The organism is Streptomyces sp. NPDC057900 (genome assembly GCF_042887885.1).
Taxonomy (GTDB): domain Bacteria; phylum Actinomycetota; class Actinomycetes; order Streptomycetales; family Streptomycetaceae; genus Streptomyces.
Genome location: NZ_JBHVOI010000008.1, coordinates 75183 through 88830 on the forward strand (window position 1 = coordinate 75183; position 13648 = coordinate 88830).

The window sequence follows — 13648 nt, forward strand, 5'->3', positions numbered from 1 at the left end:
GGGTCCGAAGTGCCGCATTTGCCGGTTGTGGTGCCGCTAGCGTCCTCTCGTATTCCCCCCACTTCCGTACGACGAGGCAGGAACGCGATGGGCACCAGCACGCACCGGCGCACGGCGAGCACCCGGACCAAAGCGGTCGGCGCGGTCGTCGCCGCGGCCGTGATCGGCGGGACGGTCTTCGCCCTCACCGGCACGGCCCAGGCATCGGCGGTCGGCGCCGCCTACACCAGGACCAGCGGCTGGACGGGCGGCTACACCGCGCAGTACGTGGTCACCAACGACACGGACAGCGCCAAGTCCGGCTGGACGCTGGAGTTCGACCTGCCGGCCGGCACGAAGCTCAGCTCGCTGTGGAACGGCGAGCACACCGTCGACGGCAACCACGTCACCGTCACCCCGGCGAGCTGGGACAAGGAACTGGCCCCCGGCAAGTCCGTCACCATCGGATTCGTCACCAGCTCCGACGACAAGGCGGCCGACCCCACCGGCTGCGTCGTCGACGGCACCAAGTGCTCCGTCGACACCGGAGCCACCCCGGAGCCCAGCGGCCGCCCCACCGGCACCGCGACCCCCACCCCCACCCCCACGAAGCCGCCGGCCGGCACCCCCACGCCGACCCCCACCAAGACCGACGCGGGCGGCGGCAGCGGCGGCACGGCGAGCGGGGCGGGCTTCGCCCCGTACGTCGACACCTCCCTCTACCCGGCCTTCGACCTCACCGGCACCGCCGCCAAGACCGGCGTCAAGCAGTTCAACCTCGCCTTCATCACCTCCGGCGGCAGCTGCGCCCCGCTCTGGGGCGGCGTCACCGGCCTCGGTGACGATCAGGTCGCCTCCCAGATCGACGGCCTGCGCGCGGCGGGCGGCGACGTCCGGGTCTCCTTCGGCGGCGCGTCCGGCTCCGAGCTGGCACTGAACTGCACCTCGGCGGCCGACCTGGCCGCGGCCTACGGCAAGGTCGTGGACACGTACAAGCTGACCAAGGTCGACTTCGACATCGAGGGCGGCGCGCTCCCCGACACCGCGGCCAACTCCCGCCGCTCGCAGGCCATCGCGCAGCTCCAGAAGTCCCACCCCGGCCTGGACGTCTCCTTCACCCTGCCGGTGATGCCGGAGGGCCTGACCCAGCCCGGGGTGGACCTGGTCGCCGACGCGAAGAAGAACGGCGTCGACGTCGGGGCCGTCAACATCATGGCGATGGACTACGGCGCCTCGTACAGCGGCGACATGGGCACGTACGCGATCCAGGCCGCCACCGCGACACAGGCCCAGATCAAGGGCGTGCTCGGGCTCTCCGACGCGGACGCCTGGAAGGCCGTCGCCGTCACCCCGATGATCGGGGTCAACGACGTCAGCACCGAGGTCTTCAAGGTCGAGGACGCCACGCAGCTGGTGGAGTTCGCCCAGGAGAAGGGGCTCGGCTGGCTGGCGATGTGGTCGGGCACCCGGGACAAGGAGTGCGAGGGCGGCGCGAAGCCGACCGCCGACGCGTCGTGCAGCTCGATCGCCCAGGAGCCGCTCGCCTTCACGAAGGCGTTCGGCGCCTACAAGTAGCCACCATCCCCCGCGCATCCCGGCCGGTCCCCACGCCCCCCACAACCGGCCGGGGTGCGCCCCCATTCGACGGTCGCTAACGTGCCCGGTTCACCGCCGACAGCACCGCCGCGACCGACGCCGCGAGTGCGGACGCGTCCTGGCCCGCGCCCCAGTGGACCTCGCCGTCCACCCGGCACTCCGCGTACGCGGTCACCGTGGACCAGGCCGCGTCCGCCCCGTGCTCGGAGAAGTCGAGGATGGTGACCTCCACCCCGGCGGCCGCCAGCGCGTCCGTGAACGCGGACACCGTGCCGGCGCCCGTGCCCTCGTAGTCGCCCTCCCGCCCGTCCACCCGCAGGGTGCAGACGAACCGCTGCCCACCGGCCGGATCACGCTCCGCGGACCAGGACGTCAGGGCGACCGCCCCGTCCCGGCCCGGTACCAGGTACGTGGCCTCGAACAGCTCCCACAGGTCCTTCGCCGTGGCCTCCAGACCGCTGTCGTCCGTCGCGTCCTGCACCGTACGGGAGAAGTCCGCCCGCATCCGGGCCGGCAGGTCCACCCCGTAGCCGTCGCGCAGCAGATGGGCGATGCCGCCCTTGCCGGACTGGCTGTTGACCCGGATGACGGCCTCGTAACTGCGCCCCACGTCCGCCGGGTCGATCGGCAGGTACGGCACCGACCACACCTCGGAGCCGCTGCTCCGGTGGTGCGCGAGGCCCTTGCTGATCGCGTCCTGGTGGGTGCCGGAGAACGCCGTGTACACCAGGTCGCCGCCGTACGGATGGCGAGGCGGCACCGGCAGCCGGTTGCAGTGCTCGACGGTGCGGCGGATCTCGTCGATGTCCGAGAAGTCGATCATCGGGTCGACGCCCTGCGCGTGCAGGTTCAGCGCCAGGTTGACCAGGTCGACGTTGCCGGTGCGCTCCCCGTTGCCGAACAGACAGCCCTCCACGCGCTGCGCCCCCGCCAGCACCGCGAGCTCCGCGCACGCCACCCCCGTACCCCGGTCGTTGTGCGGGTGGACGGAGAGGATCACCGAATCGCGCCGGTCCAGGTGGCGGTGCATGTACTCGATCTGGTCGGCGTAGACGTTGGGCGTCGCGATCTCCACCGTGGCGGGCAGGTTGTGGATCACCGGGCGGTCCGGTGAGGCGTCCCACAGCTCGGTCAGGCTGTTGCAGATCTCCAGTACGTAGTCCGGCTCGGTGAGGATGAAGACCTCGGGCGAGAACTCGAACCGGATGTCCGCGCCGGGCCTGGCCCGCGCGAGGCGCTCCATCAGCCGCGCGGCCTCCAGCACCACCCCGTGCACCCCGGCCCGGTCGCGTCCCAGGACGACGTCCCGCCAGACGGGGGCGGTCGGGATGTAGAGGTGGACGACCACCCGGTCCATCCCAGCGACGGACTCGAAGGTCCGCTCGATCAGATCCGCCCTGGCCGGGGTGAAGACGACGACCGTCACGTCGTCCGGCACCGCCCCGCTCGTCGCCAGATGCCGGACGAAGTCGAAGTCGGTGCGGCTCGCGGACGGGTAGCCGATCTCGATCTCCTTGAAGCCCATCGCGACGAGCAGATCGAACATCCGGCGCTTGCGTGGGGTGTCCATCGGCTCGGCCAGCGCCTGGTTGCCGTCCCGCAGGTCGACGGGGACCCAGAGCGGGGCCCGCTCGATCCGGGCCTGCGGCCAGGTGCGCCCGGTCAGCGGGATCTCGACGCGGTCGAAGGCGGAACGGTACCGGTGCGACGGCATCGAGCTGGAGCGCTGCCGGTTCCAGCGGGGCGCCGCCGAGGGCACCGGCCCGCGCGGGGTGCAGATCGTGGGGAAGCCGTGCGTCGGTGACAGGACGTCGGACGCGGCCGCGGGCGTGGTCGCCGACGGGGTCTCTGGCATGAACTCGGTCATGAGCGGGGTCTCTTCTCGCATCGCCGGACGCGACCGGCACAGCACGGCACCCCGCGGCGGGGTGCCGATCGCTTCAGGCCCCGCCGCGGCAGCCGAGAAGAAGGAGACCGCGGTACGTCATGGCCGGTACAGTAGCCAGAAACCAAGTCCTCAGACAACCTGACAGGTGAATTCGTGTCCACGCTCGGCCCGCTCAGCCCCAGCCCCTTGGTCGACCAGGCCGCCGGCCATTTGCGCGCGCAGATCACCGAGGGGCACTGGCCGGTCGGCACGAAGATCCCCGGCGAGACCACCCTCGCGAGAACACTGGGCGTGGGCCGCTCCACCGTCCGCGAGGCGGTGCGCACCCTCGCCGCGCTCGGCCTGCTCCAGTCCCGCCAGGGGTCCGGGGTCTTCGTCATCGCGGACCACGCGGCCGAGGACTGGCCGGTCCGGCTGCGCCGGGCCGCGGTCGCCGATGTCTACGAGGTGCGCATGCTGGTCGAGGTGCAGGCGGCCCGGCTGGCCGCCCGGCGCCGCACCGACGAGGACCTGGCCGCCCTGGACGCGGCGCTCACGGCGCGGCGGGCGGCGGGCGCGGGCCCCGACGACGCCTTCGTGGACGCGGACATCGCACTGCACCGGACCGTCCTCGCGGCGGCCCACAACCCGGTGCTCACCGACCTCTTCGCGGAGTTCGCCCCCGCGCTCCGCCAGGCCCTCATCGACCTGGTGGAGCTGACCGGCCTGCGCCGCGAGGACCCGCACCACGGCGACGCGGCCCATCAGGCGCTGGTCACCGCCGTCGTGGCGGGCGACGCGGAAGCGGCGGGCCGGGCCGCCCAGGCGGAGCTGGAGAAGACCCTGGCCCGCCTGCGCGCCGCCTGACCGGCCCGGCCGCGCGCCCCGCGTCCGGCGCCGTCCCGGCTACGCGGCGCCCGCCCCCGAGTCCCGCCACTCCTGCGCGTACTCGTCGAAGATCGCCCGCAGCTGATGCCCGATCTTCAGGTAGTCCAGGTCGTCCAGATTGGCCAGCGAGACCCGGACCGACCACTCGGGGCCGTCGAAGCCGCCGCCGTTCAGCAGCACCACGGACGTCTGCTCGGCCAGCCGGAACAGCGGGTCGACGGGCTCGTAGTTCTGCTCCAGATAGTCGGCGAACTCCTTGCCGAGGGTGCGCTCCGCCTCGGCCAGCAGGTCGAGTTCGATGTAGTACGCGGCCCTCTTGGGATCCTCCGAGATCTTCATGTGGGCCCCCTCCAGCAGGAGTTCGAGGCGCTGCCGGACGATCGAGCGGATCCGGGCCTTGTACGCCTGGCCCTCGTCCAGCATGTCGAACAGCGAGAAGAGCGTCATCATCACCTGCTGCGGCAGCGACAGGCCCGCCGTGTGGTTCAGCGCCACCTGCCGGGAGTCCGCGACCAGCCGGTCGATGAACCGGATCTTCTCCGGCTCCAGGGACAGCGTCCCGTACCGGCTGTTCAGCCGGGCCTTCTGCGCCGCGTCCTGCGCCCGCAGCATGTCGTCGATGACGTTGTCGTCGTGCAGCCCGATGACGCCGAGCCGCCAGCCGGTGGCGCCGTAGTGCTTGGAGTACGAGTACACCAGCAGCGTGTTGCGCGGCAGGTCCGCGGCCAGCGAGCGGAACCCCTCGACGAAGGTCCCGTACACGTCGTCCGTCACCACGATCAGGTTCGGGTTCCGGTCCGCGACGATTCCTACGATCTGCTCGGCGACCTTCGGTGCGAGCGCGAGCGAGGGCGGGTTGCTCGGGTTGACGCAGCAGACCAGCTTGACCGACGGATCGGCCAGCTTCTCGATCTCCTCCGGCGGGTAGCGCCACTGCCGCACACCGGTCTCGGTGAACAGGTTCGCCTCGACGCGGACGACGTCGAAGCCGTACGTGTCGAGCTCGGGGATCTCCAGGTACGGCGTGAACACCGGCACCATCAGGGCGATCCGGTCGCCCTTGTGCAGGATCCCGTTCTTCATCAGCGAGTCGAAGATGTAGCACATCGCCGCCGTGCCGCCCTCGGTCGCGAACAGGCTCAGGTGCTGTCCCTCCGGCGGCCGGTGGTCGAACATCTCGTCGGCCACGTAACCGCGTACGACCTGCTCCACATGCGTCAGGATGCGCCCCGGCACCGGGTAGTTGTCCCCGATCGAGGAGTCCGCCAGCTCGTGGACGAAGGAGTCGGGCACGAAGCCGAACCGCTTGATCGCCAGATCGATGCTCGACTGGAGCAGCTCGATCCCGGGCAGCTCCGGATGCGTGCGGACGAAGGTGGCGAAGCGCTCCGCGCAGCCCGCCTCCTCGGGCATCCCGCCCAGGTTGTCGGCCGTCCAGACCCGGCGGGACTCGGAGAGCGCGAAGTAGCCGAGGGCGTGGTACGCCTCCCGGGGACCGGTGGCGATCCAGTTGGGGTTGCCTCGGCCGGCGTTGAGCATGGCGCGCATCGCCTTGCCCTTCTGGCCGGGTTTGTCGCTCTGCTCGGCCTGGGCGATGCTGATGAACTTGTCCTTCAGCTCGAACGGGCTGAGCTGGGCGAAAGAGCGGATCTCGGCACGGCTGAGGGTGGCCTTGGGCATGTCTGCGCTCCCGTGTTCAGGGTCAGGGGTGGTGGATCACGAGCAGGTCAGTGGTTGAGGATCACGAGCACGTTCAGTGGTTGAGGATCACGATCACGGCGCCCCACACGGTCAGCAGCACATTGCCGACGGCGTACGGGATCGTGTAGCCGAGCGTGGGGATCTGGGACTTGGAGGTCTCGTTGATGGCGCCGATCGCCGCCGTGGTGGTCTGGCCCCCGGCGAGCACGCCCATCAGGATCGGGAATCTGATCTTCTGGATGTAGTGGCCCACCAGGAAGCCGACGAGCAGCGGTACGACCGTGGCGACGGCGCCCAGGAGCAGCAGCCCCCAGCCCGCGGAGGACAGCCCGCTGGTGAAGCTGGGACCGGCGTTGATGCCGACCACCGCGACGAACATGCACAGTCCGAGGGTGTCCATGAACCACTGGGCGCCCGGCGGCACGTTCCCGTACGTCGGGTACTTGCCCCGGATCCAGCCGAAGACCAGCCCCATGATGAGGCCGCCGCCCGAGGTGGAGAGCGAGATCGGCACCCCGCCCGCGGTCAGCGCCGGAATGCCGATGCAGCCGCCGAGGAAGATGCCGAGGCCGACCCAGATCATGTCGGTGGCGAAGCTCGTCGGCACCGGCTTGCCGAGCTCCCGCCCCGCCGGGCCGACCAGCCGCTCGGGTCCGCTCAGCACCAGGGTGTCGCCGCGCTCGACCGGGGTGGAGAGCCGGAAGGGGAATTCGGCGCCCGCCCGGTAGATCTTCTCGATGTAGACCCCGGCCATGAACGGCTCCCGGCGCAGCTCCGCCACCGTCCGCCCCAGCTGGGCCTTCTCGGACGCCACCACGTGCAGGTTCTCCGTCCGGTACCCGAGCAGCGCGACGTCGTCCGCCTCTGCGCCCACATGGGTACGGGCGTCGAAGTCCACCAGGTCGTGCCGGAGCGCGCTGACCGCGACGGTGTCGCCGTCCCGCAGCACCAGCGTCTGGGCCTGCGGCAGGATCGTTCCCTCGCGCCGGACCTGGGTGATGTAGACGCGCCGGCCGAGCGCCTGCTGCTGGCTCTCGAAGTCCGCGATGCTGCGGCCGACGAGATCGGGGCGCTCGACCCGGTAGGCGCGCAGCACCGTCTCGTAGTAGCCCTCGCCCTCGTCCGGGTTGTCGTCCGGCGCGTCCAGCTCCGCGGCCAGCTCGGCGCTCTCCTTCGCGAGGTTCTTGCGGTAGAGCCGCGGCAGTACGTTGGCGAGCAGCATCGCGCACAGGATGGTGCCGAGCGGATACGTCACCGCGTAGCCGACCGCCACCAGGTTCTGCTCGGACTTCACCTGTGCGGAGGAGAGGCCCGGCAGGGTGCCGATGGCGTCCTGGGCGACACCGATGGCCGCGGACTGGGTGAGCGCCCCGCTCATCAGGCCGGCGCCGAGGCCGGGTCCGTAGCCGAGGATCGAGGCGAAGAGCCAGGAGACCAGCAGTCCGGTGACGCAGACGACGACCGCGTTGACGACCTGCGGCAGTCCGTCCTTGCGCAGCCCCCGGAAGAACTGCGGGCCCACCCGGTAGCCGAGGGCGAACAGGAACATGATGAAGAAGAGGTTCTTCACCGTCCCGTCGATCTGGACCTTGAACTGCGCGCCCAGCACCAGACCGGCGACCAGACAGCCCGTCACCGCGCCCAGCGCGATCGCCTTGTAGCGGATCTTCCCGATCAGGAAGCCGAACGCGACGACCAGGAAGACCAGCAGCTCTGGATGGGGAGTGAAGATGTTGCGGTTCAGGAAGTCGATCATTCAGGCCCCCTAGGCCCCCAGGACCCCTACGAGGATCGGTCCGGTCAGTGGCAGCAGGAAGTTCGAGAGCGCGTACGTGATCGTGTAGCCGAGCAGCGGTACGGAGCTCTGCGCCACCTGGGTGATGGAGGTGATCGCCGGGGTCGAGCACTGCTGTCCCGCGATGGCCCCGATCAGCAGCGGTTTCTCGATCCGCAGGAGCTTCAGCCCGACGATCAGTGAGATGGACGCGGGGATCAGCACCATGGCGATGCCCGCGAACGGAAGCAGCGCGCCGTACTCCTTGAGCAGTGGCCAGGCCTGCGGTCCGGCGGTGAGCCCGGTGCAGGCGATGAAGACGGCCAGGCCCAGGTCCTTCAGGGTGTTCGCGGCCTGCGGCGGGAAGGCCCCGAAGGTCTGCTTGCGGGAGCGGAACCAGCCGAAGAGCAGCCCCGTGACCAGGCAGCCGCCGCCGGTGCCGAGCGACAGCGGGATGTCACCGATGCGCACGACGACCTGGCCGAGCAGTGAACCGGTGACGATGCCGAGGCCGAGGTAGATGTAGTCGGTCGTGTCGTTCTTGACGACGGCACCGATCTTCGCGACGAGCCGGTTGAGCCCGGCGCGGGCGCCGACGAGCGTCAGTACGTCACCGCGCTGGACCGTGGTCTCGGCCGAGGCGGGCAGATGCTGGTCGTTGCGCAGCACGTCGGTGATGTAGACCCCGTCCTTGCGGAACTCGGGATGGGTCTGCTCCAAGTGGGCGATGGTCGACCCCGCGGTGGCCTTCTCGGTCACCGCGACCTGGGTGGTGGCCAGGGGGGTGTCCAGACCGGGTACCGCCGGTGTCTCCGGGCCGATCTCCCGGCCGGCCGTGATGATCGCGGAGCGCCGCCCGACGACCTGGACGAGGTCGCTCAGGGTCAGTTCCAGATCGGGGGAGGGGTCGAGCACCTTGCTGCCGCGCTTGACGCCCTCGACGGTGACGGCGTTGTCGAGACCGGCCTCCAGCTCACCGATCCGGCGGCCGTCCGCGAGCGTCACCAGGAAGGTGCGGCCGACGGTCCCGGGCAGCGCCTCCCGCTCGTCGTCCTCCAGCCCCGCGGCCCCGCCGCGCATCTTCTCCCACAGCTCGCGCGAGGCGTCGGCGAGGTTGATGCGCAGCAGCATCGGCATGATCTGGCTGGTGAACAGCACGATGGTGATCAGGCCGAAGAGGTAGCAGACGGTGTACGCGGTGGCGACGTGCCCCTGGTACTGGGTGATCTGGCTCTGGCTCAGGTTGTCGAGCTTGCCGATGGCCTCGGTGGCCGTACCGACGACCGCGGACTCGGTCGCCGCACCCGCCAGGATGCCCGAGGCGGTGCCCACGTCGAGGTCGAACGCCTTGGCGATGCCCAGGGCGATGCCGAGCACGCAGACCAGCTCGATCAGGCAGAGGGCGAAGAAGCGCAGGCTCTTGCGGTTGAGGTTGGCGAAGAACTGCGGGCCGGCCAGGTAGCCCAGCGAGAAGATGAACAGCGCGAAGAAGACGGTCTTGACGTCGTCGTTGACGCTGACGTGCCGGGTGCCGATCAGCAGCGCGACGATCAGCGTCCCGCAGATGCCGCCGAGGGTGATCGGACCGACGCGGATCTTGCCGACCAGGTAGCCGAGGGAAAGGCAGAGGAAGAGCGCGAGCTCCGGATGGTCCCGGATGACTCCCATCCAGCCTCACCCACCCGAGCGAATATAAAGGATGAATAGGTACATAGCGGTGAATTTAACAGGGCGTGAGGTGCAAGGCATTTCCAGCCAGTTGTCCGTATGTCGGCCACCTGACAGGCGTCCGCCAGTTGGCCGCGTGCCCCGGTGCGCCGCCGGCCGGATTCGGGGAAAGAACGCGGAGGTGGTCCGGGTCGCCCCCGCGAGCCGGTGTCCCGTTCACCTTCCGTCGGGCCCTCGTGTTCCGGCCGGGGGTGGTGGCGGTCGTTTCCGGGCGGCTCCGGAAATCCGGGCCGATCGGCTCGGCTTCGCGCTCCCGCTCCGCTGATCCGCCTTCAACACCACTCTCACCTGCGGGTTTTCGGGAGGCGCCGGTTCCGGTTTCCTCGGCCACGCGCTTTGGCAAGCCCTTGGCCGGACACGGTCTCGTGACTTGCAGGACACGCTCGCGCAACGGAAGCGTCTTCAACTCTTGACACCCACCCCTCCCAGGCAGCAACCTTCCGACATCGACGCATGGGAGCGCTCCCACATCGCAAGAGGATTTCTCGCGCGAACGGCACTGCCCGTGTCCTCCCCCCTGAACCCTCCGGCACCCGCACTCACCTGTGCGAATGCCACGCAGTGAGCCAGTCCCACCCTGGAACAAGGAGTAGTGGAATGCGTATCACCCGCACCGTCGCCGGTCGGAGCCGCAAAGCCGCGGTTCTGGTCACCACGGGCCTGACAGCCTCGGCACTGATGCTGACCGGCTGCAGCAGCGACTCGGACTCATCGGACACGAGCTCCGATGCGAACGGGAAGATCACGCTGACCGTCGCCGACTACGGGCAGTTCGGCTACAAGGAAGCCGGCCTCTTCGCCAAGTACCACGAGCTGCACCCGAACATCACGGTGAAGGAAGACACCACCGCCGAGGAGAAGAACTACTACCCCAAGCTGCTCCAGCAGCTGAACTCGGGCAGTGGTCTGGCGGACGTCCAGGGTCTTGAGGTCGGCCGGATCAAGGAGGTCGTCGACACCAAGGCGGACCAGTTCGCCGACCTCAGCAAGGTGATCGACGTCAACGACTGGGTCTCCTGGAAGGAGAAGCAGGCGACCACCAAGGACGGCAAGGTGATCGGCGCGGGCACCGACATCGGCCCGATGTCGCTCTGCTACAACACCGAGCTGTTCAAGAAGGCGGGCCTGCCGACCGACCGCAAGGAAGTCGCGGCCAAGTTCGCCGGGGGCTGGGAGGACTACCTCAAGCTCGGTGAGGAGTACAAGAAGAACGCCCCGGCGGGCACCTACTTCATGGACTCCGCGAGCGCCATGTTCAACGCCGTGGTCAGCTCGAACGCGAAGCAGTACTACGACGAGTCGGGCAAGCCGATCTACAAGGACAGCCCCAGCGTCAAGCAGGGCTGGGACCTCTCCGCCGAGGCCGCTGACAAGAAGCTGACCCAGGGCCTCGCCCAGTTCGGCGACCCGTGGAAGGCCGCGCTGCGCAAGGGCACCATGGCCACCGTGGTCTGCCCCGCCTGGATGGCCGGTCAGATCTCGCTCGCCGCGGGTGACGGCAACAAGGGCAAGTGGGACATCACCACGGCGCCCGGCGAGACCGCCGCCAACTGGGGCGGTTCCTTCCTCGGGGTGCCGAAGTCCGGCAAGAACGTCGAGGAGGCCGGCAAGCTCGTCAAGTGGCTGACCGCTCCCGAGCAGCAGGCCGCCGTCTTCAAGGCGATCGGTGTCTTCCCGTCCAACAAGGGCGCGTACGACCTGCCCGACGTGAAGAACGGAAAGCTTCCCTACTTCAACGACGCGCCGATCGGCCAGATCTACGCCGATGAGGCCAAGTCCATCCCCGAGACCGTCCTCGGCCCGAAGGACGCCGCTATCAAGGACAGCATCTCCACCCAGATCAACAACATGGAGCAGCGCGGCACCAAGCCGGACGACGCGTGGGACGCGGCGACCAAGGCCATCGACAAGGTGATCGGCTGACCGTCGCAGCAGCGGGCGGCCTCCGGGCCGCCCGCACCTGCGTGTCCCCGCCCCGTGCCGGGCGCGTCCCGTCTCCTGGTGGGCTTCCACGGGGCGGCCGGGTACCTCCCCGGCCGCCCCGTGGAAGCCCACCGCGGACACCGCCCCGCACCCGGGCAACCAAGCAATCCAGGGAAGGACTCCCGCCCGTGGCCACCTCGACTCCCACCCGGGACGCATACGTTCCGCCACCGCGCGGCTCCCAGAAGAAGCCGGTGAACGCCCGCCGGCAGACGTGGCGGAGCCGGCTCTGGCGCTTCGACGACAAGGCGTCGCCGTACGCCTACATAGCCCCGTTCTTCCTCGTCTTCGGCGCCTTCGGGCTCTATCCGCTGATCTACACCGGGTGGATCGCCCTGCATCGGGTCGAGATGACCGGCATGAACCAGATGGAGTGGGTCGGCTGGGGCAACTTCGACCGGATCCTGCACGACGCGGAGTTCTGGACGGCCGTCGCCAACACCTTCCTGATCGGTGTCATGTCGACGGTCCCGCAGCTGCTCGTCGCCCTGGGCCTGGCCCACCTGCTGAACTACAAGCTCCGCGCCAGCACCTTCTGGCGGACGATCATCCTCACCCCGTACGCGACCTCTGTGGCCTCCGCGGCCCTGGTCTTCGCCCTGGTCTTCCGGGCCGACGGCGGCCTGCTGAACTGGGTGCTGCACTTCGTCGGTCTCGGCGACACGAACTGGGCCAACGGGCACTGGACGTCCAAGATCGCCATCTCGGTCATCGTGATCTGGCGCTGGACCGGCTACAACACCCTGATCTACCTGGCGGCGATGCAGGCCGTACCCACCGATCTGTACGAGGCCGCCTCGCTCGACGGAGCCTCGCGCTGGCAGCAGTTCCGCAAGGTGACCATCCCCTCGCTGCGGCCCACGATCCTCTTCACGATCGTCATCTCGACCATCGGTTCCATGCAGCTGTTCGGTGAGCCCCTGCTGCTGGAGGGCGGCACGCTCGGCGCGACCGGCGGAAACGAGAATCAGTACGAGACGCTCAGCGTCTATCTGTACAACTACGGCTGGAACCTCGGACATCTCGGTCCGGCCGCCGCAGTGGCCTGGGCGATGCTCGCCCTCCTGCTGATCATCGCCGGGATCAACTGGCTGTTCGGCCGCTTCGTACGCAAATCCGCGGTCTGACCGGGAGCGATATCCATGACCATCACCAGCCCCACCCAAGTTCCGGGGACCGTCCTCCCGGCACGTACCGAGCACCGCGCGCCGAAGCGCGCGAGCCGCTTCAAGCCCGGCGCGGGCAAGCAGCTGAACGGCGGGCCGTTCGCCTACATAGCGCTGGCCGTCGTCGGCATCGGCTCGCTGCTGCCGCTCTACTGGACCCTGGTGGCCGCCTCCCACACCCAGGACGAAGTGCTCGCCAGCACACCGCCGTTCCTGCCGGGCGGCCGGCTGATGCACAACCTCGACGCCGCCTGGAACCAGGCCCATCTGGGCAAGGCGATCCTCAACAGCTTCGTCGTCTCGTCCTGCATCACGGTGGCGACGCTCTTCTTCTGCACCCTGGCCGGCTACGCCTTCGCGAAGATGCGGTTCCGCGGCCGGGGCGGCCTGATGACCGGGGTCATCCTGACCCTGACGATCCCGCCGCAGCTCAGCGTCGTCCCGCTGTTCATGATGATGGCCGACCTCGGCTGGGGCGGGAAGCTGGAGTCGGTCATCTTTCCGACCCTGGTCAGCGCGTTCGGCGTGTTCTTCATGCGGCAGTACCTGAGCGAGGCGCTCCCGTACGAGCTGATCGAGGCTGCCAAGATCGACGGCGCGAACAACTTCCGTATCGTGCTGAGCATCGTGCTGCCGGTGGCCCGTCCGGCGATGATGGTGCTCGGCATGCTCACCTTCGTCCAGGCGTGGAACGACTTCTTCTGGCCCTACCTCGCGCTGAACCAGCAGAACCCGACGCTCCAGGTGGCCCTCGGCCAGCTGAGCGCCTCCTACACCCCCGACCAGAGCATCGTGATGGCCGGCGCGCTGATCAGCACGCTGCCACTGCTCGTGGTGTTCGTGGTCTTCGGAAAGCGGATCGTCGGCGGAATCATGTCCGGCGCCGTCAAGGGCTGACGCACCACCCGCCGACGACCACTGCCGGAAGTCCCGTACGGCCCTACCCGACCGAGGGCCGTACGGGTT

At 69.3% G+C, this 13648-nt stretch carries 9 protein-coding genes; 5 read left to right on the forward strand and 4 right to left on the reverse strand.

The genetic code is table 11. The features are described 5' to 3' along the window. Positions 1 to 87 precede the first annotated feature (87 nt). The gene (locus ACFVQ0_RS26590) at positions 88 to 1554 is read left to right on the forward strand and encodes a cellulose binding domain-containing protein (protein WP_390091714.1); all 1467 of its coding nucleotides are present in this window, start codon (positions 88 to 90) and stop codon (positions 1552 to 1554) included. A 76-nt stretch (positions 1555 to 1630) separates the two neighbouring features. On the opposite strand, the gene ACFVQ0_RS26595 is transcribed toward ACFVQ0_RS26590, so the two are convergent. Then, positions 1631 to 3430, reverse strand: a complete 1800-nt coding sequence (locus ACFVQ0_RS26595) for a 2-isopropylmalate synthase (protein ID WP_390091857.1) — start codon at positions 3428 to 3430, stop codon at positions 1631 to 1633. Between the two features lie 186 nt (positions 3431 to 3616). Here ACFVQ0_RS26595 and ACFVQ0_RS26600 point away from each other — a divergent pair, with 186 nt between their 5' ends. Next, positions 3617 to 4309 carry a FadR/GntR family transcriptional regulator gene (locus ACFVQ0_RS26600; protein ID WP_390091715.1) on the forward strand — a complete coding sequence of 231 codons (693 nt, stop codon included), beginning with the start codon at positions 3617 to 3619 and terminating at the stop codon, positions 4307 to 4309. 39 nt (positions 4310 to 4348) lie between these two features. Here ACFVQ0_RS26600 and ACFVQ0_RS26605 read toward each other — a convergent pair whose 3' ends face one another. The 3 genes from ACFVQ0_RS26605 to aspT (ACFVQ0_RS26615) all read right to left on the reverse strand — a co-directional run bounded on the left by ACFVQ0_RS26605 (position 4349) and on the right by aspT (ACFVQ0_RS26615) (position 9473). Then, entirely contained in the window at positions 4349 to 6010 is a 1662-nt protein-coding gene (locus tag ACFVQ0_RS26605) for a bifunctional aspartate transaminase/aspartate 4-decarboxylase (RefSeq protein WP_390091716.1), read from the reverse strand. Positions 6011 to 6083: 73 nt separating this feature from the next. Then, positions 6084 to 7787, reverse strand: a complete 1704-nt coding sequence (gene aspT, locus ACFVQ0_RS26610; protein WP_390091717.1) for an aspartate-alanine antiporter — start codon at positions 7785 to 7787, stop codon at positions 6084 to 6086. A 9-nt stretch (positions 7788 to 7796) separates the two neighbouring features. Beyond that, positions 7797 to 9473 carry an aspartate-alanine antiporter gene (aspT, locus tag ACFVQ0_RS26615; RefSeq protein WP_390091718.1) on the reverse strand — a complete coding sequence of 559 codons (1677 nt, stop codon included), beginning with the start codon at positions 9471 to 9473 and terminating at the stop codon, positions 7797 to 7799. A 657-nt stretch (positions 9474 to 10130) separates the two neighbouring features. Here aspT (ACFVQ0_RS26615) and ACFVQ0_RS26620 point away from each other — a divergent pair. The 3 genes from ACFVQ0_RS26620 to ACFVQ0_RS26630 all read left to right on the forward strand — a co-directional run bounded on the left by ACFVQ0_RS26620 (position 10131) and on the right by ACFVQ0_RS26630 (position 13579). After that, the gene (locus tag ACFVQ0_RS26620) at positions 10131 to 11456 is read left to right on the forward strand and encodes an ABC transporter substrate-binding protein (protein WP_390091719.1); all 1326 of its coding nucleotides are present in this window, start codon (positions 10131 to 10133) and stop codon (positions 11454 to 11456) included. A 188-nt stretch (positions 11457 to 11644) separates the two neighbouring features. After that, positions 11645 to 12643, forward strand: a complete 999-nt coding sequence (locus ACFVQ0_RS26625; protein ID WP_390091720.1) for a carbohydrate ABC transporter permease — start codon at positions 11645 to 11647, stop codon at positions 12641 to 12643. 15 nt (positions 12644 to 12658) lie between these two features. After that, entirely contained in the window at positions 12659 to 13579 is a 921-nt protein-coding gene (locus ACFVQ0_RS26630; protein WP_390091721.1) for a carbohydrate ABC transporter permease, read from the forward strand. Positions 13580 to 13648 lie beyond the last annotated feature (69 nt).